We start from the raw sequence: 23063 nt of genomic DNA, 5'->3' as shown, positions 1-23063 counted from the left end.
ATGATTTCTCAGGTAAGGAGACGTTTAAGGTTGTTACTAAAATTCCTTAAGCTGAGTTTAGCTGTTATTGGGACTGGCGTTGCTTCAGGGGTTGTTGGAATTTTTTGCCACTATCTTCTAGAATTTATACAAGTTCTTGCGTTTGGTAAAGATAAAGGGAACCTCTTGTTACAGTTTCAATCAGTGAGTGCTTTTCGAAGGCTCTCAGTCTTACTTGTTGTTGGGGTCTTATCTAGTTTATTTTGGTATTTTCTTCAACGGCGTGTCACCTTACTTTCTATTAGCAAAGCTAAAAAACTCGTTGGTAAAAGGAGTCCAAATTTTCTAGGTCAGTCTCTACATGCATTAATCCAGGTGGCAATCGTTGCTGCTGGGGCCTCAATAGGCAAAGAAGGAGCACCTCGAGAATTGGGTGCTCTCTTTGGTGGTAGTCTTTCTAAAGGATTGCATTTAGACATTTCCGATAGACAATTATTAATTGCTTGTGGTGCTGGTGCAGGGCTAGCCTCTGTTTACCAAGTGCCTTTTGCTAGCGCTTTATTTGTTTTGGAAACATTAGGAGTCTCTTGGACACTAAAGAATATTATCATTATTTTTGCGACTACTTATGTATCTGCTTATTGTGCTAAACCAATTGTTGGTGGACACGCCTTATATATAGTCGATACAGTGACTATTGATTCTTCCAGTTTCATACAGGCAATCATCTTAGCATTATTTGTAACACCATTTGCCATAATATTTGGATATTTTGCAAAGAAGGCCAGTAGCCATCGTATTACAGGTAAAGAAATTCTTTGGACGTTGCCCTTTGCCTTTCTAATTCTTGGTGTATTGTCAGCTTACCTTCCTATTTTTATGGGAAATGGACAAGTTTTAGCTCAATGGATTTTTTCTGGGAACTCTTCAGCAGATCTTCCTGTCATTCTCATCATCAAATGTCTATTGGTCTGTCTACTTTTAAGGAGTGGTGCTTATGGTGGAACTCTGACGCCATCCTTTGCTTTAGGTGTAGGTACGGGTTATCTGATAACGGTACTTCTTGGAAATTTTGGATTTTCTCATAGTCTTAGTTTAGGAATGTTACTAGGGGCAACCGTATTTTTAGGAACAACGCTTGATGCCCCTCTAACAGGAATAGCCTTAGTTGTTGGTTTTACAGGTACTGGAGGTGTTATCGTATTCCCTCTTATACTAGCGAGTATCCTATCAAAGATAATAAACAATAAATGGAAGAAAAGATTATGAATATTCATTTTATTTTACACGAAAAATTTGAGGTTCCAGGAGCTTATTTGAAATGGGCTCAAAAGCGTGGACACCATATTTCGTCAACAAAGGTTTATGAGAAAGAGAAACTTCCAGAAACTGTTGATGATATTGATTTCCTTATAGTAATGGGCGGACCTCAGTCACCTGATGAAGATCGTCAAGTCTTTCCATACTATGATCCAAAGGCTGAAATTGCATTAATTCAAAAAGCTATTGATGCTGATATCTATATTGTCGGGGTATGCTTAGGGGCTCAACTGTTAGCTGGAGCTTATGGTGGGAAATATGAACATAGTCCAGAACGCGAGATTGGCGTTTTCCCTTTGACCTTAACAGAGGAAGGATTAGCTGATGAGCACATTAAAGATTTTGGTTCTACTTTAAACACGGGTCACTGGCATGGAGATATGCCTGGTTTGACCGACAAGGCAGTTGTTCTTGCGACCAGTCAGGGCTGTCCACGCCAAATAGTTCGCTTTAGCCCTAAACATTATGCCTTCCAAGCACATTTAGAGTTTGACCTTGAAGCGATTGATTTACTGATAGCTGCTGATGGTGAAGAGCACTTGTGCCAGCAAAATAAACAGTTACCTTTTGTTCAAACACCAGATCAATTACGTAAAAACGATTATTCTGAAATGAACAAAAAGTTATTTGCTTTTCTAGATTCACTAATCCAGATCTAAACATTTAAGTAGCTCATATACTATTTATATAATAGTAGAAAACTTTAAAAAAATATAACTTAAGGATGGTGCAGCAGGTATTCATATTTGAAAACGAGTGGAGAGTTTAGAAAATAGCTAACCTTCTTAGATGCGTAGAGCTATGTCAGCCTTCCTAATTTTCAGTCACTTTCTAGTTGCTCTTTTACCTTAATAAATAATAGAAAGGATGGGTTAACTGTATTCACTGAACTGAATACGGGCGGAGAACAGTGAAAAAGATAGAATGGATAGCATTTGCAATGCTTCGTCAGTTTCCTATTTTTACTTCGTCTCTGTCGCCCTTTATAGATTAATTATGTCAATTCATATTTCTGCCAAACAAGGAGATATTGCTGATAAGATTCTTCTTCCTGGGGATCCTTTACGTGCAAAATTTATTGCCGAAAATTTCCTTGAAGATGCTGTGTGTTTCAACGAAGTACGTAACATGTTTGGTTACACAGGAACATACAAGGGTGAACGTATCTCAGTAATGGGAACTGGGATGGGGATGCCATCTATCTCTATCTATGCACGTGAGCTCATTGTTGACTACGGTGTTAAAAAATTAATTCGAGTAGGAACTGCCGGTTCTTTGAATGAGAATGTTCACGTTCGTGAGTTAGTTCTAGCACAAGCAGCAGCAACTAACTCTAATATTATTCGTAATGACTGGCCTCAATACGACTTTCCTCAAATTGCAAGTTTCAATCTCTTGGATAAAGCTTATCATATTGCCAAAGATTTTGGTATGACAACACATGTTGGTAATGTTCTATCTTCTGATGTTTTTTACTCAAATTATTTTGAAAAAAATATTGAGCTTGGGAAATGGGGCGTGAAGGCTGTCGAAATGGAAGCAGCAGCACTTTATTACCTTGCAGCCCAACACCAAGTAGATGCTCTGGCTATTATGACTATTTCTGATAGTTTGGTAAATCCAGATGAGGATACAACTGCTGAAGAACGTCAAAATACCTTTACTGACATGATGAAAGTAGGTCTTGAAACTCTTATTGCAGACTAGATTATGAAAAGGATGTCTGTAGCTATCTTTTTTGATTAGCCGAAAGGTTATATTATTTCGATAGCTAGAAAGGTTAAAAGTTTTCAAACTACAAGAATACTCTAAAAGTATTTTAAGGAATTTGTCTTTAATGATTAGATAAATAACTGATAATCTCATGAAACATCTTGAAAATGGGATATAATACTTACAATATTAGAAATAGTGATAAAGAATAGATACTTGATAGGCTTATGAAAAACGGTTTCTTCTTTTTTAAAAATAATGACAATTGAAATGAAGTTATAGTAATGTTATAATGATGATGGAAAATGTCTAATTTTAATATTCAGGAGAAATTTATATGAGTTCGCGTACGAAGCGTAAGCAAAAACGGACGAACAATAGATCGTTGGTAATGGTCAACTTTGGATTGACCGTTCTGTATGCTATTTTGGCAGCGGTCTTATTATTCATTATGTTCAATTATAACTTCCTATCTTTTAGGTTTTTGAACATAATTATTACCTTTGGTTTGTTACTGGTTCTTGCGGTTAGTATCTTCTTTCAGAAAACCAAAAAATCACCACTAGTGACAACGGTTGTATTAGTAATCTTTTCACTATCTTCTTTGGTTGGTATTTTTGGATTTAAACAACTGATTGATATCACTAATCGTATGAATCAGACTGCAGCTTTTTCAGAGGTAGAAATGAGCATTGTGGTTCCGAAGGATAGTGATATCAAAGATGTGAGTCAGATTACTAGCGTTCAGGCACCGATTAAGATTGATAAGAAAAATATCGATACTTTGATGTCAGCTTTAAAGGATGACAAAAAGGTTGATGTCAAAGTCGATGATGTTGCTTCCTATCAAGAAGCTTATGACAATCTTAAGTCTGGAAATTCTCAAGCAATGGTCTTGAGTGGTTCTTATGCTAGCCTATTAGAATCAGTTGATAGTGACTACGCTTCAAATCTAAAAACTATTTATACCTACAAAATTAAAAGGAAGAATAACGGTTCTGCGAAACAGGTGGACTCAAAAGTTTTCAATATTTATATTAGTGGTATTGATACCTATGGTTCTATTTCGACAATATCACGTTCAGACGTTAATATCATTATGACTGTTAATATGAATACGCATAAGATTCTTTTGACAACAACACCTCGTGACGCATATGTTAAGATTCCTGGTGGTGGAGCGAACCAGTATGATAAGCTAACTCATGCAGGTATCTATGGTGTTGAAACATCAGAGCAAACTTTGGAAAATCTTTATGGTATTAATATTGATTATTATGCACGTATCAACTTCACGTCATTCCTTAAATTGATTGACCAACTTGGTGGAGTGACCGTTCATAATGATCAAGCCTTCAAAAGTCTTCATGGGAAGTTTGATTTCCCAGTTGGAGATATTCAAATGAACTCAGAACAAGCACTTGGTTTTGTTCGTGAGCGTTATAGCTTGGATGGTGGTGATAATGATCGTGGTAAAAATCAAGAAAAAGTTATTTCAGCGATTGTTAACAAATTAGCTTCACTTCATTCAGTATCAAACTTTACGTCAATTGTTAACAATCTTCAAGATTCTGTTCAAACTAACATGTCTTTGGATACCATTAACGCCTTGGCTAATACACAACTGGATTCAGGAACTAAATTTACAGTTACATCTCAAGCGGTGACAGGTACAGGCTCAACGGGACAATTGACTTCATATGCTATGCCAAATTCTAGTCTCTACATGATGAAGCTAGATGATTCTAGTGTGGAAAGTGCTGCTCAAGCTATCAAAAATATGATGGAGGAAAAATAAGTGATTGATGTTCACTCACATATTGTTTTTGATGTCGATGATGGTCCTAAAACTTTAGAGGAAAGTTTGGAACTCATTGGAGAAAGTTACGCTCAGGGTGTGCGTACGATTGTTTCTACCTCCCACCGTCGTAAGGGGATGTTTGAAACCCCAGAGGATAAAATCTTTGCAAATTTTTCAAAAGTTAAAGAAAAAGCAGAAGCACTTTATCCAGACTTAACTATTTATTATGGTGGTGAACTTTATTACACCTCAGACATTGTGGAGAAACTTGAAAAGAATCTTATTCCGCGTATGCACAACACGCAATTTGCTTTGATTGAGTTTAGTGCCAGAACATCTTGGAAGGAAATTCATGACGGGCTGAGTAATGTTATACGAGCAGGGGTAACACCGATTGTTGCTCACATTGAACGCTATGACGCCCTCGAAGAAAACGCTGATCGAGTTCGTGAAATTATCAATATGGGTTGCTACACACAAGTTAATAGCTCTCATGTCTTAAAACCAAAGCTATTTGGCGATAAAGAAAAAGTGAGAAAGAAACGTGTACGCTTTTTCTTGGAAAATAATTTAGTTCATATTGTTGCTAGTGATATGCATAATCTTGGTCCAAGACCACCATTTATGAAGGATGCATATGCTATTATTAAAAAAACATATGGGACTAGACGCGCACGTAATCTCTTTATCGATAACCCCCAAACACTACTTGAAAATCAATACATATAGGAGAAACTATGACTCAGGAAAACACGAAACGTGTTGAAATCGATGTGCTTGCACTATTGCATAAACTTTGGAGTAAAAAGGTGTTCATCCTTTTCACGGCCTTTTATGTAGCTGTCTTTGCTTTCTTGGGAACTTACTTCCTAATTCAGCCTACATATACGTCATCTACACGCATATATGTGGCTAATCAAACCAATGACAGTAAAAATATTTCAGCTCAAGATTTGCAGGCTGGTACATTTTTGACAAAAGACTATAAAGAAATTATTACATCTAATGATGTCTTATCTGAAGTTATCAAGGATGAAAAATTGAAGATGACTGAAGCTGAGCTTGCTAAAAAGATTTCGGTTAATATCCCTACTGATACACGTCTTATTTCGATTTCTGTAAGTGCTAAAACAGGTCAAGACGCTCAACTCCTTGCTAATAAGGTACGTGAAGTTGCTTCAGAAAAAATCAAGAACGTGACAAAAGTTGAAGATGTTACAACACTTGAAGACGCTAAATTACCGGAATCACCATCTTCACCAAACATTAAACGTAATGTACTTATTGGAGCAGTGTTTGGGGTATTCCTTGCAGTGGTTGGTGTATTAGGTCGTGAAATCTTAGATGATCGCATTCGCCGTCCAGAGGATATTGAAGAGACTCTTGGAATGACACTTCTTGGAATTGTCCCTGATACAGATAAAATTTAAGGAGAAGAAATGCCTCTATTAAAGTTAGTAAAATCTAAAGTACAGTTTGCCAAACAAACAGAAGAATATTACAATGCCATTCGCACAAATATTCAATTTTCTGGTGCTCAGATGAAAGTGATTTCTATTAGCTCTGTTGAAGCTGGTGAAGGAAAATCAACGACATCTGTTAACTTAGCGATTTCATTTGCTAGTGTTGGGCTTCGAACACTTTTCATTGATGCAGATACTCGTAACTCTGTTTTGTCAGGGACCTTTAAATCAAATGCGCCGTATAAAGGTCTTTCAAATTTTCTTTCAGGAAATGCTGATTTAAATGAAACAATTTGTCAAACTAATATTTCCGGTTTGGATGTCATTGCATCTGGCCCTGTTCCACCTAATCCAACAAGTCTTTTGCAAAATGATAATTTTAGACATTTGATGGATGTTGCTCGCAGTCGTTATGATTACGTCATCATCGATACGCCACCAATTGGTTTGGTAATTGATGCCGCTATTATTGCCCATCAGGCTGACGCAAGTATCTTAGTTACAGCAGCTGGAAAAATTAAACGTCGCTTTGTAGCCAAAGCTGTTGAACAATTGGAACAAAGTAGTTCTCAATTTTTAGGTGTCGTTCTTAATAAAGTTGATATGACAGTTGATAAATATGGGTCATACGGTTCGTACGGTTCGTACGGTTCGTATGGATCATATGGTGAGTACGGAAAAAAAGGAAAACAAAAAGAAAGTCATTCAAGAGCACATCGTCGTAGAAAAGGATAGCGTTAATGGTGATAATGCGGCTCCTTATGCATTAATATTTAAAGAGGAGTTAAGAGTGAAAGAAAAACAAGAAATTCGTCGCATTGAAATTGGAGTTGTACAGTTAGTTGTGGTTGTGTTTGCAGCCTGGTTAGCTAGTAAATTACCTTACACTGAGATAACCAAAGGAAGTATGGTCATTCTAGGCGTGGTCCATGTTGTCACATACTATATCAGTAGTTATTATGAAAATCTTAAATATAGGGGCTATTTAGATGAGCTTATTGCAACTGTTAAGTATGGTTTTATATTTGCTCTAGTTGTAACCTTCCTATCATTTTTTGCAGATGGTGATTTTTCGATTTCACGACGAGGTCTTCTATACGTCACTCTAATCACATGTACTTTGTTATATCTGACAAATACTCTTCTAAGGTACTTCCGCTCATCCATTTATACGCGCCGTAAAGGAAATAAAAATATCCTCTTAATTTCTGATCAAGCACGTCTGGAAGATGTTTTGATTCGTATGAAAGACAATATGGATGGTAGGATTACTGCGGTCTGTGTTTTGGATAATCCTTATTTTACAAGTCCTTTTATTAAGAGTGTGAAACCTGAAAATCTTGTTGAATATGCTACACACTCGGTTGTTGACCAAGTGCTAATTAATCTACCTAGTGAACAGTACAAAATTTGGGACTATGCCTCGCCTTTTGAGCTTATGGGAATTCCAGTATCCATTAATTTAAATTCCCTTGAATTTATGAGTCAAGGTAAAAAACGTATCCAACAGTTGGGTCCTTTTAATGTTGTTACATTTTCAACGCAGTTTTATAGTTACGGTGATATCGTAGCTAAACGTTTTCTTGATATCTGTGGGGCCTTATTTGGTTTGCTCCTATGTGGTTTAGTCGGAATCTTTCTTTACCCTCTTATCCGTAGGGATGGTGGACCAGCAATTTTTGTTCAAGATCGCGTAGGTGAAAATGGACGTATCTTCAAGTTTTATAAATTCCGTTCGATGCGTGTAGATGCCGAAGAAATTAAGAAGAATTTGATGTCTCAAAATAAGATGTCTGGTGGTATGTTTAAGATGGATAATGATCCACGGATTACCAAGATTGGACATTTTATTCGTAAAACGAGTCTTGATGAACTTCCACAATTTTGGAATGTTCTAAAAGGTGATATGAGTTTAGTTGGAACACGCCCTCCAACATTGGACGAATACGAATCGTATACGCCAGAACAAAAACGTCGGTTAAGCTTTAGACCAGGAATCACTGGTCTTTGGCAAGTAAGTGGTCGTAGTGAAATTACTGATTTTGATGAAGTTGTCAAACTAGATGTTGCTTATATGGACGATTGGATAATCTGGCGTGATATAAGAATCTTATTAAAGACAATTAAAGTAGTAGTAAAGAAGGATGGAGCAAAGTGATAGCTTTCTCCATTTCTTTTGATGGTGATTAAATGACAAAAACAGTTTATATCGTTGGTTCTAAGGGAATTCCAGCAAAATATGGGGGATTTGAAACCTTTGTTGAGAAGTTAACAGAGTTCCAACAAGATAAAGATATTCAGTATTATGTAGCTTGTATGCGTGAAAACTCTGCTAAATCAGGTATTACAGCAGACACTTTCGAACATAACGGTGCTAAATGCTACAATATCGACGTCCCAAATATCGGGCCTGCACGTGCCATCGCTTATGACATCGCAGCTCTCAATAAGGCCATTGAAATTGCCAAGGAAAATAAAGACCAAGCACCAATCTTTTATGTTTTGGCCTGCCGAATTGGTCCATTTATCTCAAGTATTAAAAAGAAAATCAGGGATATCGGTGGTACCCTTATGGTTAACCCGGACGGTCATGAATGGCTTCGTGCTAAATGGAGTCTTCCTGTCCGTAAATATTGGAAGATTTCAGAACAACTTATGGTTAAGCATGCAGACCTTCTGATTTGTGATAGTAAAAACATTGAATCATATATTCAGAAGGATTATGCCAAGTATCGTCCTCAAACAACCTACATTGCCTATGGAACAGATACGACTAAATCTCGATTGACTAAAGTTGATGATAAGGTACGCACATGGTATTTTGAAAAGGGTGTCATTGAAAGCAATTATTACCTTGTTGTAGGACGTTTTGTGCCTGAAAATAACTATGAGGCCATGATTCGTGGTTTTATGGCGTCTAACTCTGACAAGGACTTTGTTCTCATTACCAATGTTGAAGAAAACAAGTTCTACGACAAGTTGCGTCAGGAAACTGGTTTTGATAAAGATCCTCGTGTTAAATTTGTTGGAACTGTCTATGATCAAGAATTGCTCAAATACATTCGTGAGAATGCCTTCGCTTACTTCCATGGTCATGAAGTAGGTGGTACCAATCCGTCCCTTCTTGAGGCTCTTGAGTCTACTAAGCTCAATCTTTTGTTGGATGTTGGCTTTAACCGTGAAGTCGGTGAAGATGGTGCTCTCTATTGGAAGAAAGATCAATTAGCAAGTGTCATTGATCAAGCTGAGCAATTGGATGAACAAGCTATAGAAGATCTCAATCAAAAATCAAGTAAACGTATCTCTGAAGCCTTTACTTGGGAAAAAATTGTTGCAGATTACGAAAAAGTATTTAAAGGATAGAAATGCAGAAAATTTTATATCTCCACGCTGGTGCTGAAATGTATGGCGCTGATAAGGTTTTGTTGGAGCTTATTAAAGGTTTGAATAAAGACGAATTTGAAGCACACGTTATCTTACCCAATGATGGTGTCCTAGCCGGTGCATTGGAGAGTGTTGGTGCTAAAGTTAGAGTTATCGATTATCCAATCTTGCGTCGTAAATATTTTAATCCTAAGGGGATTCTTGAGTATTTTAGCTCATATAATCGTTATTCAAAGAAAATCGCCGAATATGCTAAGGAAAATGGAATTACTCTCCTTCACAACAATACGACTGCAGTACTTGAGGGGATTTATCTCAAACGTAAATTGAAACTTCCTTTAATTTGGCATGTGCATGAAATTATTGTGAAACCAAAAGCAATCTCAGATTTCATCAACTTTTTGATGGGACGTTATGCTGATACGATTGTGACGGTATCAAATGCTGTAGCCAACCACGTCAAGCAGTCTCGCTTTGTAAAAAATGACCAAGTTCAAGTCATCTATAATGGTGTTGACAATGCCGTATATCATGAAATGGATGCCAAGGCCGTCCGTGATCAGTTTGGCATCGCACAAGATTCGCTTGTCATTGGTATGGTTGGTCGAGTTAATGCCTGGAAAGGGCAAGGCGACTTTTTAGAAGCTGTGACTCCAATTTTGAAGGCTAATCCAAAAGCAGTTGCCTTTTTGGCTGGTAGTGCATTTGAGGGTGAAGAATGGCGTGTTGATGAGTTGGAAAAAGCTATATCAGCCTTACCAGTAGCTAGACAAATCAAGCGTATTGACTATTATAGTAAGACGACAGAGCTCTATAATATGTTTGATATCTTTGTCTTACCAAGTACCAATCCAGATCCTCTACCAACAGTAGTCCTCGAAGCAATGGCTTGTGGCAAACCTGTAGTTGGTTATCGTCATGGTGGTGTCTGTGAAATGGTTAAGGAGGGGGTAAACGGTCTCCTAGCCACTCCAAATCAGCCTGCAGAATTATCGAAGGCCATTCAAGAATTAGTTGAGAAGACTGAGAAGAGAGAGCAATTTGGCAAGGCATCGGTCAAACGTCAAAAAGAACTTTTCTCATTACAAAGTTATATTCGTAATTTCTCAGAGCTATATAAGAAATACTAAGATGAATATTGAAAAAATTAAGAATAAATTAAAACCAATTGTTTATCCAATTATTAACTTTATTCCTAGAAGAAGACTTAAGAATAAAAACTTTACTATCATTTGTGATAATTGTTGGGCTGGAAAAGTCTATCAGGAATTGGGCTTACCTTATCAAACGCCATTTGTAGGGATGTTTGTTTTCTCTCCTGATTACATCAAGATGCTCAAGAATTTAAAACACTATTTGAGTGGAAATATCCCCTTGAAATTTGTTAAGGAATCGAAATACATTAAAGACTTTGATAATGCTTATCCACTTGCCCTTTTAGACGATATCGAATTACATTTCTTACATTATGCAGATGAGAAAGAAACAACTCAAAAATGGAACCGTCGTTTAGAAAGAATTCATTGGGATAATTTGTATTTCAAGTTCAATGATAATGATGCTTGTACTTATGAATTGATGAAAGAGTTCGAAGAGCTTCCATACAAGAGTAAGGTTATCTTCTCTTCTAAGAATTATAGTGATTTACCTTCCCTAGTTCATTTCAAATCAGCTGAAAAGCAAGGGCACGTTGGCATCGACTTGAAAACGTATCATCGCTATTTTAATGTTGTTACCTGGTTGAATAAGGGCGGAGAGGATTTAAGTAAATGAAAAAGATAAGACTCATTATTCCATATTTTGGAAAACTTCCAAAGTTTTTCCCTTATTTTTTGTTGACCGCCAAACGTAATCAAAAGATTGATTTCTTAATTTATACTGATCAAAATGTTGACCAATTTGAAGTTTTAAACGCTGATAATATTGAATTTAAGACTCTTTCGTTTGATGATTTAAGAAAAAAAGTACAGTCTAAATTTGATTTTGAAATTTCTCTCAAAACTCCGTATAAATTATGTGACTATAGGGTTGCCTACGGGCTTATTTTTGAAGAAGAATTAAAAGAGTATGATTACTGGGGATTTTGTGATACAGATGTCTTACTTGGTGATATTTATCAATTTCTGGAAAAGCATAGCTTTTTTGAGAATGATTATGCTCGATATGGTCTTTTTGGTCACCTCCAAATATTTAAAAATTCACAAGAAGTTAATCATGTATTCATGTCTGGTAGAGGTTTAAACTATCGATTAGATTATCATAATGTCTTCACTAACGAGCAAACTTTTATTTTTGATGAGGCAGATGGTATCCAAAAGATTTTTGAAAAAAGTAATTTCAAACAACTGCAAGATAAATTCTTTCATGATATCGATATTAGTCATTTCTCATTTCGAGAATATGGTGAAGATGAACCTAAACGCTATTATTTTTGGTCAGAAAAGAATGGACTTGAAAGTATTGAAATTAAAGACAATAAGCTAGTCGTTAAACATCCATTATATGCACATTTCCAAAAAAGGACGATTGAATGTCCAGAGTTTGAGGTTGTCGATTCATTTTATGTTATACCTAACCGACTAGTCGTTGGAGATAAAATTTCTATACAAGAGATTGAAAAAGTAACAAATAATAGATTTTATTGGGAACATGTTAAGTCAACATTTTTAAAGAAGTTTAAGAGAGAAAAATGGACATTAGGTTTTATTCGACATAAGTTAAGGATGAAGAGTAAATGAATAATATAGATTTGAGCATTATTATTCCAGTATATAATGTTGAAAATTATTTAAGAAGGGGTCTAGATTCAATACTTTTGCAACCGTCATCAATCACATATGAAATTCTGCTAATTAATGATGGTTCAAGTGATAAAAGTGGTGCGATTTGTGATGAGTACCAAAGTAATTTTTCAAATGTTTTTGTTAGTCACATCGAAAATAACGGAGTGGCAGAAGCTAGGAATTTAGGTATTTCTTTATCGAAGGGAAATTATTTATATTTTATGGATCCGGATGATTTTTTGTCAGATAATTTCTTTGATAAGATTTCTTCTAATTTAAAACAAAAATGGGATGTTCTTTGTTTTGGCTACAATGAAATTAAAGAAAATAAGAATACGGTATTGTCTTGTCGCCCTCATTTTTATACACATTGTGGTCTTCTTAGAAAGAATGAATTTAGAAATGAATTTATAGAATTATTCAAAACTGATATGATGTATAATGTTTGGTCAAGAATCTATAACAAGACATTTATTTTAAAGCATGATATTAGGTTTCCTAATAAACAAATAGGAGAAGATACTTTATTCAATTTTCAAGTTTATCGACATTTAAATACTATTCTATTTATTGATTCGACACTCTATAATTATATTGCTGGTAGAAGTGGTTCAGCATTAACCAGTTTTCATCCTAGGAGAATTGAAATTCAATTAGATGAACTTCAAGAATTACATAAATTGCTTGAACAGTTCCAATTAGAAGATGCCACATTAATTCAAGAAATTAAGACGAAAATCATTGTAAGCGCAACCTTTCAAATTTCTAATTTAAATATGAGAAGGAAAGATAAGATAGAATTACTGCGATCTATAATTGCTAATAAAGCTTTTTACGATATTTTTTCAGGAAATAGGAATCAAATTATTGGGTCTTATAAGACGTTATTAAGGCGGCAAGATATTTCCTCCTTTCTTCGGAGACTATGTATTGATCTTCTTGCAAGAAAAAAATTTAGTACTGTCATATTTGTTGAAAAATTAAAAATGAATCCAATCTTACGTAAAATTGCTTTTAAATAGGTGTAGTTATTTTATTAAGAGTAAAAAGGTATTATGTTAAAAATTAAGTTTGAGAACCTTTTGGTTATCCTAGTGTTGACCCTAATTGTTGGGTACGATACTCTTATGACAACAATGTTAAACAGAACGATACCAAATCTCCCGGTTATTTTATTAATCTGTTTTTCATTATTATTATGTTTTAGATTTTTATATATAAAAAAATTCACTTTCTTTTATATCTTAACTTCTATTTTATTACTAGCAACAAGCTCTGTCGTATTTATGAGTACAGGGGGGACTAATTTCTTACTTTATTCATTGTTAATTTTATTATTATATGATGCAGATATCGATGTTATATTAAAAACATACGTTATTGTATCAGGAGCGATAGTATTAGGAGTTTTCGTACTTTCAATTCTGGGAGTTATTCCAAATTTACAGTTTGCTCAGGTCCGTTCGTCAGTTTTAGTGATTAGAAATTCCTTTGGTTTCATTTATCCAACTGACTTTGCATCTCACTGCTTTTATTTATTTATTGCCTGGGGATATATACTACGTAAGAGACTCATCATATTACGAACTTTGGTAGGTCTTAGTTTGTCATTTTTCATTATCAAATTTTGTGATGCTAGGCTAAATGCTCTTTCTGTACTTTTAGCAACTGTCATTTTTATTCTAATGTATGTGACTAAAGAAAGAAAATTCAAAATTTATGGAATCCTACCTTATTCTGCAGCTATTTTTTCTTCCATAATGTTTTATTTGACATATTTCTTTACCTGGTCTTCTTCTCTATTTGTAAGTTTGAACAACTTATTCAGTATGAGGTTGTTTTTAGGAAAAAACGCAATAGATACCTATGACATACATTTATTTGGAACAACTGGAGTTAAGTTTATTGGATATGGTGGTACCACAGAGTCAGTATACAGTTATAATTATGTAGATTCCTCTTATATTCAAATGTTATTCTATTACGGAGTTGTTCCTGTTGTATTACTGGTATTGATTTATGTTATTGCATCAAAAAGGTTTTATAAACAAGGTATGTTTTTATTCTTGGCCTTATTATCGCTTATTACAGTGAATTGTATGATTGAAGCTTTTTGGGTAAGACCAGGATATAATATCTTTATGTTTGCATTATTTGCAAGTCTTTTGCCAAATCAATACAAAACGAAAGATAGAATTGAATTATCATGAAAGTTCTTAAAAACTACGCCTACAATCTTTCCTACCAGTTACTGGTTATTGTTTTACCGATCATTACGACACCTTATGTTACTCGTATTTTCAGTTCAAAGGATTTAGGTACTTATGGTTACTTTAATTCGATTGTGACCTACTTTATTCTCCTGGCGACTTTAGGTGTTGCCAATTATGGGACCAAGGAGATTTCAGCACATCGTAAGGATATTCGCAAAAATTTCTGGGGTATTTATACTCTTCAATTGATAGCTACTATTTTGTCTCTTGCCTTGTATACGCTTTTGTGTTTATTCTTTCCTGGCATGCAAAATATGGTGGCTTATATCTTAGGACTAAGTTTGATATCAAAAGGAATGGATATTTCTTGGTTATTCCAAGGCTTGGAGGATTTTCGTCGTATTACCGCAAGGAATACAACGGTGAAGGTCTTAGGTGTTATTTCCATCTTCCTATTTGTGAAAACACCTGGTGATTTGTATCTTTATGTTTTCCTTTTGACCTTCTTCGAATTGCTAGGCCAATTGAGTATGTGGTTACCAGCCAGATCTTATATTGGTGATCCTCATTTTGATTTGTCTTACGCTAGGATACATCTCAAGCCTGTTATCTTGCTTTTTCTACCGCAGGTTGCCATTTCATTATACGTGACTTTGGATCGTACGATGCTAGGTGCCTTATCATCTACCAATGATGTCGGTATTTATGATCAAGCATTGAAGATTATCAATATCCTTTTAACTCTAGTGACTTCTTTAGGAAGTGTTATGCTTCCTAGGGTATCTGGTCTACTATCTAGTGGTGATTATAAGGCAGTTAACAAGATGCATGAACTTTCTTTCTTGATTTATAATCTGGTAATTTTCCCGATTATAGCAGGTCTCTTGATTGTCAATAAGGACTTTGTGAGTTTCTTCCTAGGGAAAGATTTTCAAGAGGCTTATCTTGCTATTGCCATCATGGTCTTTAGGATGTTCTTCATCGGATGGACAAATATTATGGGGATTCAGATTTTGATTCCACACAATAAACATCGTGAGTTTATGCTCTCTACGACTATTCCGGCAGTTGTCAGTGTGGGACTTAATCTCTTGTTAATTCCTCCATTTGGTTTTGTCGGAGCCTCTATTGTTTCAGTTTTAACAGAGGCTTTGGTATGGGTTATCCAACTGAAATTTTCAAGGGGATTCATGAAAGATGTGTCTATCCTTCCAGCTATGTCTAAAATCATTTTAGCATCAGTTGTCATGTATCTTGGGCTCTTTGTCTTTAAGATGTTTGTCCAATTTAAACCTATGGCAAATGTAGCAGTAGATGGCTTTGTGGGAGCTATTATTTATGTCATTTTAATTTTTGTCTTGCGTGTCGTTGATATGAAAGACTTGAAACAACAGTTAATGAAAAACTAAGGAGAAGAATATGTACGATTATCTTATCGTTGGTGCTGGTTTGTCTGGAGCAATCTTCGCATACGAAGCTACAAAACGTGGTAAAAAAGTAAAAGTGATTGACAAACGTGATCACATCGGTGGAAATATCTACTGTGAGGAGGTTGAAGGCATCAATGTTCACAAGTATGGTGCCCACATTTTCCATACGTCTAATAAAAAAGTATGGGACTATGTCAACCAATTTGCTGAATTTAACAACTATATCAACTCACCAGTGGCTAACTACAAGGGGAGCCTCTACAATCTTCCCTTCAACATGAATACCTTCTACGCTATGTGGGGGACCAAGACTCCACAAGAAGTCAAGGACAAGATTGCGGAGCAAACGGCTGACATGAAGGATGTTGATCCTAAAAACTTGGAAGAACAAGCAATCAAGTTGATTGGTCCTGATATCTATGAAAAGTTGATCAAAGGTTACACGGAAAAACAATGGGGACGTTCTGCAACAGACCTTCCACCATTTATCATCAAACGTCTTCCAGTTCGCTTAACCTTTGATAATAACTACTTTAATGACCGTTATCAAGGGATTCCAATCGGTGGTTACAATGTCATCATTGAAAATATGCTTGGAGATGTAGAAGTAGAGCTTGGAGTTGACTTCTTTGCCAATCGTGAAGAGCTTGAAGCATCAGCGGAAAAAGTTGTCTTTACAGGGATGATTGACCAGTACTTTGACTACAAGCATGGGGAGTTGGAGTACCGCAGCCTGCGTTTTGAACACGAAATCTTGGATGAGGAAAATCATCAAGGTAATGCTGTAGTCAACTACACAGAGCGTAAGATTCCTTATACTCGTATCATTGAGCATAAGCACTTCGAGTATGGAACCCAACCAAAGACTGTCATCACGCGCGAATACCCAGCTGACTGGAAACGTGGGGATGAGCCATACTACCCAATCAATGATGAAAAGAACAATGCTATGTTTGCCAAGTACCAAGAAGAAGCTGAGAAAAATAACAAGGTTATCTTCTGTGGACGTCTTGCAGATTATAAATACTACGACATGCACGTGGTCATTGAGCGTGCCTTGGAAGTCGTTGAGAAAGAATTTACTAAATGACACAAGAAAAGATTGATATCGTTGTTCCCTGGGTCGATGGTAGTGATCCAGAGTTTATCCGTGAGAAACAAGCTGTGACTGCTCATTTTGATGATTTGGGCGAAGAGATTGATGGAGAGCAACGTTATCGTGATTATGGTATTTTTAATTATTGGTTTCGAATGATTGAAAAACATGCTCCTTGGGTAAATCATGTTTACTTAGTCACCAATGGACAAAAACCTGAATGGTTGAACTTGGAGCATCCAAAACTTAAATTGGTCACTCATAAGGAATTTATCCCTAAAGAGTATCTACCTACTTATAATTCAGCGGCTATTGAGCTTAACTTCCATCGGATTGAAGGCTTGTCGGAAAACTATCTCTATTTCAATGATGATATGTACTTAATAAGGGATAGCCAGCCTTCGGATTTTTATAAGCATGGACAACCGAAGCTTTTAGCGGTTTATGATGCTTTGGTTCCTTGGTCACCATTTACGAATACGTATAACAATAATGTTGAATTAATTTATCGTCATTTTCCTAATAAAAAAGCCTTAAAATCTTCACCTTGGAAATTCTTTAATTACCGTTATGGGTCTTTGGTTTTGAAAAACTTGCTACTCTTGCCATGGGGGCCAACAGGCTATGTGAACCAGCATTTACCTGTTCCAATGAAAAAGAGTACCTTGGCACATTTATGGGAAATTGAAAGAGAAACATTAGATAAAACGTCACGTAATCAAGTGAGAGACTATGGAGTGGATGTCAATCAATACATCTGTTCTCACTGGCAAATTGAAAGTAACCAGTTTTATCCTATGTCAAAGAATTTTGGAGAGACAATTGGTTTAAATCAAGTGGATAAACTTGATAAAATCTTTGAAGATAAACATAAAAAGCTGCTTTGTGTGAATGACGATGGTAACTTTAAGGAAGAAAATCTCGTTCATTTTAAGCAAATCTTACAAAAACGCTATCCTGAAAAATCAGCTTTTGAAAAATGAGAAATAAGAGATGAAATACTATTTAAAAGAAGAATTCTTACACGATAATAATGTGAAAAATGCCGGGAATAAGGCACGTAATGATGTTGAAGAAATTGTAAAGAGAGAAGGGTATCAGGCCTTGGTTCTTTCGGTTGATAATTGGTACAATATGAGTATAATAAAGGCTCAAATACATAAGGCTAAATCATTCAGCCAGTCTTTAAATCGTTTGAATAAAGGGGATGAACTTCTAATTCAATTTCCAATGCTTCATCATAGTTTTTTCACTACTTTACTTGTTAAAAAAGCAAGAAAAAGAGGTGTGAAAATTCAGTTTATCATCCATGATTTGGATGCACTTCGTTTTATGAATAGTCAAGCTGCTCGATTAAAACATAGAATTCGAATGAGAATCCAGGAATCAGGTCTTTTAGGTGTAGCTGATGGTATCATTGCCCACAATCCAATTATGAAATCTGTTTTGGTGGATAAAGGGGTCGATGCAGATAAGATTATTAGCCTTGGCATTTTCGACTATTTGATTCCAAATTTCCAAGATAAGACGGGGCTTACTAAGAATCAGCCAATTATTGTAGCTGGTAATTTGGCTCAGGAAAAAGCTGGTTATCTTTACTCCATTCCTGAAGAACCTGCTTACAACCTTTATGGTGTTGGTTTCGACGAGAGCAGAGCTCTTACGAATGAGACTTACTTTGGGTCATTCCTACCTGACGAGCTACCATCAGCTCTTGAGGGTGGTTTTGGGCTTGTCTGGGATGGTGATAGCGCTGAGACATGTAGTGGTGTATTTGGTGAGTACCTACGCTATAACAACTCTCACAAGGCGTCACTATACTTGGCCTCAGGTTTTCCTCTTGTAGTTTGGAAACAGTCTGCCTTGTCTCACTTTGTTCTTGAGAACGGCTGTGGGATTGCAGTAGAGTCGCTTCATGATTTGAAGGCGACAATCGACAATCTTTCAGATACTAACTATCAAGATTTGGTTGAAAATGCTAAGTGTGTTGGTAAAGGCATCCGTGATGGTCACTATCTGATTACAGCATTAAACAATTTGAAATAAGAAAATCCTCATGTTTGTGAGGATTTTTTGTATTATTTAGAGATTTCAAATTGGTATTGGGTTCCTGGAACTATTCCATTTGAAAAGATTGCTTCAATATAGTCCTTATAAGTGATTGACTTTGATTTACCTGCTTTTACGAGCTCTTGATCACGCCATATATATGGATCAGTAGCATTGCTGTCACGCTTGGCGAGATAGAGGTACTCAATATAGGTTCTGTCATCAACAAAGGCACCAACAACCTTTTCTTTACCATTGTCAGATCGGGTGTACATGCGAGTCGTTCCACCACCATCAAGTAAGAAAGCTAGGCGAATATTTGAGTAGCCTAAATTTTTCAAAAGATTATAAATATCTTTGTGATTTAATCCTTTATTGAGAGAAGTGTGGCCGTATGTTTGGATAATACGGATAATACCATCATAGGTCTCGACGTAAATAGAACGGGCATTCGGTTCATCAGGATCACCTTTTTCCCAATTTTTATCTAGCTTTTTATCCTTAATGATAATTCCAAAGGCACCTGTATTCCAACCGTTACTTCCCATGTGTGTGAACATTTGTGCCGTGTCTATATTAGGATAGGTCCCAGCAGTTATATTATTTTGATCATCCCCATAAAGAAGGCCAGTTTTGCCAAGTCCGATTTCTTTTTGAGCGAAAGGACGATCTAGTCCTTCGTAAGACCAAAAACCTGAGTTAATAAGAGCAAGAGCTTCTCTACGATTAGCCTCGTACTTAATATTGTGTTCTGTAAGTTCAGGATTATTATCTTCGGTTTTTCCCTTTTGAAGGACATATTTTCCATCTTTTTTAAAAGACAAGATTTGCATATCTACATTCTTAATACTGCCTTTTTCAAGTAGGACTGACTGGTCGAGGAGCTCCTTATTTTCTATGTTAAAGGTCAATCCATCCTTGTTTGATGGCATGGAAAGCTTCTTAATATCTCGGTTATTGAAATAGATGGTAAGGTAGATTAGTCCACCAACTATAGCACCTATCATTAGAAGAGAAAATAGCATTCTTAAAAATTTTTTTAATTTCATACTATCATTATAAACAATCTAGGCTGGCAACACAATCTTAAGAGCATTAAATATCCAAGAATAGTATCAGTTTTTCCTATTATGATACTGGTAAGCGTTTTCTAAAAAGGTTATAATAAGAGTAAGTTAGTCAAGGAGGTACTTTATGTCTATTAAGGTGATTGCATCAGATAGGGGTGGGACATTTTTAGACGATAAAGGGAGCTATGACAAGGAGCGTTTTCATCAGATTTTAGATGCTATGGCTGCGCGTGATATGCACTTTGTCGTTGCATCAAGTAATAGTATGAGTAGTCTTAAACCCATGTTTGCAGAGACTTTTGACCGCCTGCATTTTGTAGCTGAAAATGGTGGATAGGTGGTTAGCTATGGTCAGCTCTTATGTCAGGAATTTATGGCATCAAATGATGTTGAAAACCTGCTAAGCTATTTCAATTATAATTTGTTAGATAGGCCAACTATATTTAATGGTGCTCAAGGCTACTATATGTTAAAAGGGTCTAGGGTTAATTTTGCTGAGATGATAACAGAATAAGAGCAAAAAGCCCTAGAAGCTGCCATTCAGCGTTTGAATGGGCTTGAGGAGTTAGATGATGATTTCATCAAAATTACAATGTTACTGAGTCCTGAAGAAGCTAATCGTGTTTCAGAGGCTTTTAATCATGATTTCGATGGTAATCTTGTAGATGTTCCAAGCGGTTTTGGTGCCATTGATTTCATTCAAAAAGGAGTTCACACTTAAGATTGGATTTGTTTGAGGCAAATGTTATGGCCTTTGGTGATGGCGATAATGATATTGAGCTCCTGCATATGTCTAGTCATTCTTATGCGATGGAAAATGCCAGCCCTGCTCTTTTGCAAGTGGCAGACCAAATAGCACCGCACCACAAGGATCAAGGCGTATTGACTATCTTAGAAGATTATTTAGGTTTATCGTAAAAAAGGGTGGTAAAGTAATGAAGTTATATTTAATGAGACATGGTGAGACATTATTTAATACACAAAAGCGTGTTCAGGGATGGTGTGACTCTCCTCTAACTGAAAATGGAATCTGTCAGGCAGAACAAGCTAAGCAGTACTTTGCGGAGAAAGGTATTTCTTTTGATGCTGTCTGTTCATCTACGCAAGAGAGAGCAACTGACACGGCAAAGATTGTGGCGCCTGAGTACACTGTAACCCAGCTCAAGGGAATTAAAGAAATGAATTTTGGGTCTTTTGAAGCTCAACCAGAGCATCTCCTACCCAAACATCGTCCAGGTTCACGATCTTTTGAAGATCTCTTGGTCCCATACGGTGGCGAAGATATTCGCAAGGTTGGACAGAGGGTTTTAAAGACTGTCATAGAGAAAGCAGAAGAACATACTAAGGAGGGTGCTGAGAATCTTCTATTTGTTAGTCATGGAGCGGCTTTATGGGGGTTAATTATTACTATGGATTTGCCATTTCCTGAAGGGATAGGCTTTGGTAACTGCAATATTTGTGTTTATGATTATAACAAAGGGCAATTGGAACTCCTTCAGGTGGTTGACCCGATTTCTGGTTTAGAGGTGACATTATGAAAGAATTTTATTTAATGAGACATGGACAAACACGATTTAACGCTCAACATAGGATTCAAGGGGTCTGCGATGCTCCTTTGACGGAAGTCGGGATTGAACAGGCTAAAAAGGCTGGTCAGTATCTAGCCAAGCAAGAGACAATTTTTGATCATGTCTTTACGTCAACCTCTGAGAGAGCTAGCGATACTCTAGAAATTGTGACAGGACGAACAGATTATGAAAGACTTAAAGGTCTTAGAGGACAGGATTTTGGATCTTTTGAGGGGCAACCAGAATATCTTACCCCTAAAGCCTTACCTGATGGACAAGGCTTTGGTGATTTCTTTGTTCAATTTGGTGGTGAAAGTACAACTCAAGTCCGGGATCGTATGGAGTTGACTGTTAGAGCTATCATGGAGAGTGTGGCCGAGGGCTCTAAGTCCTTGCTTGTTAGTCATGGTCCATCTATTTTGCAGTTCTGTAGGCGTGTTTTAGATCCTGTTCCAGATATTCATGGCCTTAAAAATTGTTCTATCTTACATTTTACCTATAATCAAGGTCAATTTGAATTGGTTTCAATTTATAACCCTGTGGAAGAAGAGTATATCTACGGAGGAGAAGGATGACAAGATTCTATTTAATGCGACATGGTCAAACACTTTTTAACACACTTAATCGGATTCAAGGGTGGTGTGACTCGCCCTTGACTGAAAAAGGTAGAGACCAAGCTCGTCAGGTGCGTGCTTATTTTGAAAAACATGATATGGCTTTTGATCATTATTACTGCACGACAACTGAAAGGGCTTCTGATACGCTTGAATTGGCTACTGGGCGTACTGATTATAAACGTGTTAAGGGACTTAAAGAAATGCATTTTGGTATCTTTGAGGGTCAGCCAGAGTATCTTCATCCCAAGACATCTGTTGTGGGGCATTTTGGTGACCACTATGCCCAGTTTGGTGGAGAAAGTCAAGATCAGTTTGTTATGCGTGTGGTTGCGAGTGCTAAGGAGATAGTAGATAAGCATCCTGACCAATCTATTTTAGCCGTTAGTCACGCAGGAGCCTTGATGACTTTTCTTCATGCTGTGGAGCCAGAGCGTGCTTTTCAGTCTTGTCCAGGCAATTGTGCCATCTTGGTCTTTGATTACGATGGATCGGACTTTCACTTTGTCAAACTAATAGATCCTTTAACTGATCAAGAATTCATGGAGTTTTAGTTTCTTTCTTTAAAAAAAGATAGTAA

General features: G+C 36.4%; 25 protein-coding genes. 24 read left to right on the top strand and 1 reads right to left on the bottom strand.

Features of this window, described 5'->3' with window-relative positions; genetic code table 11:
* The 18 genes from EL076_RS05230 (at position 1) to EL076_RS05145 (ending at position 19228) form a co-directional block, all read left to right on the top strand.
* Complete coding sequence (locus tag EL076_RS05230) at positions 1 to 1248, top strand: chloride channel protein (RefSeq protein WP_126429535.1); 1248 nt, start codon at positions 1 to 3, stop codon at positions 1246 to 1248.
* Entirely contained in the window at positions 1245 to 1958 is a 714-nt protein-coding gene (locus EL076_RS05225; protein WP_126430149.1) for a type 1 glutamine amidotransferase, read from the top strand. The genes EL076_RS05230 and EL076_RS05225 overlap by 4 nt, the downstream gene beginning before the upstream one ends.
* Positions 1959 to 2295: 337 nt before the next feature.
* Entirely contained in the window at positions 2296 to 3006 is a 711-nt protein-coding gene (gene deoD / locus EL076_RS05220) for a purine-nucleoside phosphorylase (protein ID WP_064519695.1), read from the top strand.
* 343 nt (positions 3007 to 3349) lie between these two features.
* Positions 3350 to 4810 carry an LCP family glycopolymer transferase CpsA gene (cpsA, locus tag EL076_RS05215; protein ID WP_126429530.1) on the top strand — a complete coding sequence of 487 codons (1461 nt, stop codon included), beginning with the start codon at positions 3350 to 3352 and terminating at the stop codon, positions 4808 to 4810.
* On the top strand, positions 4811 to 5542 hold the full coding sequence (cps4B, locus tag EL076_RS05210) for a capsular polysaccharide biosynthesis protein Cps4B (protein ID WP_126429528.1): 732 nt from the start codon (positions 4811 to 4813) through the stop codon (positions 5540 to 5542).
* Between the two features lie 8 nt (positions 5543 to 5550).
* Positions 5551 to 6243, top strand: coding sequence for a capsular polysaccharide biosynthesis protein (locus EL076_RS05205; protein WP_003092954.1), 693 nt, complete (start codon positions 5551 to 5553; stop codon positions 6241 to 6243).
* A gap of 9 nt (positions 6244 to 6252) precedes the next feature.
* Positions 6253 to 7011 (top strand): tyrosine-protein kinase, encoded by a 759-nt coding sequence (locus EL076_RS05200; protein ID WP_126429526.1) that lies wholly within the window; start codon positions 6253 to 6255, stop codon positions 7009 to 7011.
* Between the two features lie 55 nt (positions 7012 to 7066).
* The gene (locus EL076_RS05195) at positions 7067 to 8434 is read left to right on the top strand and encodes a sugar transferase (RefSeq protein WP_126429524.1); all 1368 of its coding nucleotides are present in this window, start codon (positions 7067 to 7069) and stop codon (positions 8432 to 8434) included.
* 32 nt (positions 8435 to 8466) lie between these two features.
* On the top strand, positions 8467 to 9639 hold the full coding sequence (cps2T, locus tag EL076_RS05190; protein WP_064519691.1) for a beta 1-4 rhamnosyltransferase Cps2T: 1173 nt from the start codon (positions 8467 to 8469) through the stop codon (positions 9637 to 9639).
* Between the two features lie 2 nt (positions 9640 to 9641).
* A complete protein-coding gene (locus EL076_RS05185) occupies positions 9642 to 10790 on the top strand; it encodes a glycosyltransferase family 4 protein (protein WP_126429522.1) in 1149 nt (382 codons plus the stop codon).
* Between the two features lies 1 nt (position 10791).
* Positions 10792 to 11433 carry a DUF1919 domain-containing protein gene (locus EL076_RS05180; RefSeq protein WP_126429520.1) on the top strand — a complete coding sequence of 214 codons (642 nt, stop codon included), beginning with the start codon at positions 10792 to 10794 and terminating at the stop codon, positions 11431 to 11433.
* Positions 11430 to 12398: a DUF6625 family protein gene (locus EL076_RS05175; protein ID WP_126429518.1), complete on the top strand. Its 969-nt coding sequence runs from the start codon at positions 11430 to 11432 to the stop codon at positions 12396 to 12398. The genes EL076_RS05180 and EL076_RS05175 overlap by 4 nt, the downstream gene beginning before the upstream one ends.
* Positions 12395 to 13465, top strand: a complete 1071-nt coding sequence (locus tag EL076_RS05170; protein WP_048788580.1) for a glycosyltransferase family 2 protein — start codon at positions 12395 to 12397, stop codon at positions 13463 to 13465. Before EL076_RS05175 ends, EL076_RS05170 begins: the two co-directional genes overlap by 4 nt.
* Positions 13466 to 13498: 33 nt before the next feature.
* Positions 13499 to 14653 (top strand): polysaccharide polymerase, encoded by a 1155-nt coding sequence (locus tag EL076_RS05165; protein ID WP_126429516.1) that lies wholly within the window; start codon positions 13499 to 13501, stop codon positions 14651 to 14653.
* Entirely contained in the window at positions 14650 to 16065 is a 1416-nt protein-coding gene (locus tag EL076_RS05160; protein ID WP_003092703.1) for a flippase, read from the top strand. The genes EL076_RS05165 and EL076_RS05160 overlap by 4 nt, the downstream gene beginning before the upstream one ends.
* A 10-nt stretch (positions 16066 to 16075) precedes the next feature.
* On the top strand, positions 16076 to 17176 hold the full coding sequence (gene glf, locus EL076_RS05155) for a UDP-galactopyranose mutase (RefSeq protein ID WP_126429514.1): 1101 nt from the start codon (positions 16076 to 16078) through the stop codon (positions 17174 to 17176).
* Positions 17173 to 18165, top strand: coding sequence for a stealth family protein (locus EL076_RS05150; RefSeq protein WP_126429512.1), 993 nt, complete (start codon positions 17173 to 17175; stop codon positions 18163 to 18165). The genes glf and EL076_RS05150 overlap by 4 nt, the downstream gene beginning before the upstream one ends.
* A gap of 10 nt (positions 18166 to 18175) precedes the next feature.
* Positions 18176 to 19228 carry a sugar transferase gene (locus EL076_RS05145; protein ID WP_126429510.1) on the top strand — a complete coding sequence of 351 codons (1053 nt, stop codon included), beginning with the start codon at positions 18176 to 18178 and terminating at the stop codon, positions 19226 to 19228.
* 32 nt (positions 19229 to 19260) lie between these two features.
* Here EL076_RS05145 and EL076_RS05140 read toward each other — a convergent pair whose 3' ends face one another.
* The gene (locus EL076_RS05140) at positions 19261 to 20238 is read right to left on the bottom strand and encodes a phosphodiester glycosidase family protein (RefSeq protein ID WP_126430148.1); all 978 of its coding nucleotides are present in this window, start codon (positions 20236 to 20238) and stop codon (positions 19261 to 19263) included.
* Positions 20239 to 20425: 187 nt separating this feature from the next.
* Here EL076_RS05140 and EL076_RS05135 point away from each other — a divergent pair, with 187 nt between their 5' ends.
* The 6 genes from EL076_RS05135 (at position 20426) to EL076_RS05115 (ending at position 23037) form a co-directional block, all read left to right on the top strand.
* Entirely contained in the window at positions 20426 to 20638 is a 213-nt protein-coding gene (locus EL076_RS05135; RefSeq protein ID WP_126429508.1) for an HAD hydrolase family protein, read from the top strand.
* Positions 20639 to 20848: 210 nt separating this feature from the next.
* Positions 20849 to 21022, top strand: a complete 174-nt coding sequence (locus EL076_RS10285) for an HAD family hydrolase (protein WP_227278734.1) — start codon at positions 20849 to 20851, stop codon at positions 21020 to 21022.
* Between the two features lie 2 nt (positions 21023 to 21024).
* Positions 21025 to 21219 (top strand): HAD hydrolase family protein, encoded by a 195-nt coding sequence (locus EL076_RS10280; RefSeq protein WP_227278735.1) that lies wholly within the window; start codon positions 21025 to 21027, stop codon positions 21217 to 21219.
* A 17-nt stretch (positions 21220 to 21236) separates the two neighbouring features.
* The gene (locus tag EL076_RS05125) at positions 21237 to 21839 is read left to right on the top strand and encodes a histidine phosphatase family protein (RefSeq protein ID WP_126429506.1); all 603 of its coding nucleotides are present in this window, start codon (positions 21237 to 21239) and stop codon (positions 21837 to 21839) included.
* Positions 21836 to 22444, top strand: a complete 609-nt coding sequence (locus EL076_RS05120) for a histidine phosphatase family protein (protein ID WP_003097124.1) — start codon at positions 21836 to 21838, stop codon at positions 22442 to 22444. The genes EL076_RS05125 and EL076_RS05120 overlap by 4 nt, the downstream gene beginning before the upstream one ends.
* A complete protein-coding gene (locus EL076_RS05115) occupies positions 22441 to 23037 on the top strand; it encodes a histidine phosphatase family protein (protein ID WP_064519740.1) in 597 nt (198 codons plus the stop codon). Before EL076_RS05120 ends, EL076_RS05115 begins: the two co-directional genes overlap by 4 nt.
* Positions 23038 to 23063: the final 26 nt, after the last annotated feature.

Source organism: Streptococcus vestibularis (assembly GCF_900636445.1).
Classification (GTDB): Bacteria; Bacillota; Bacilli; order Lactobacillales; family Streptococcaceae; genus Streptococcus; species Streptococcus vestibularis.
Note: the sequence above shows the minus strand (reverse complement) of the source record. Positions and strands in the feature narration are given on the sequence as shown.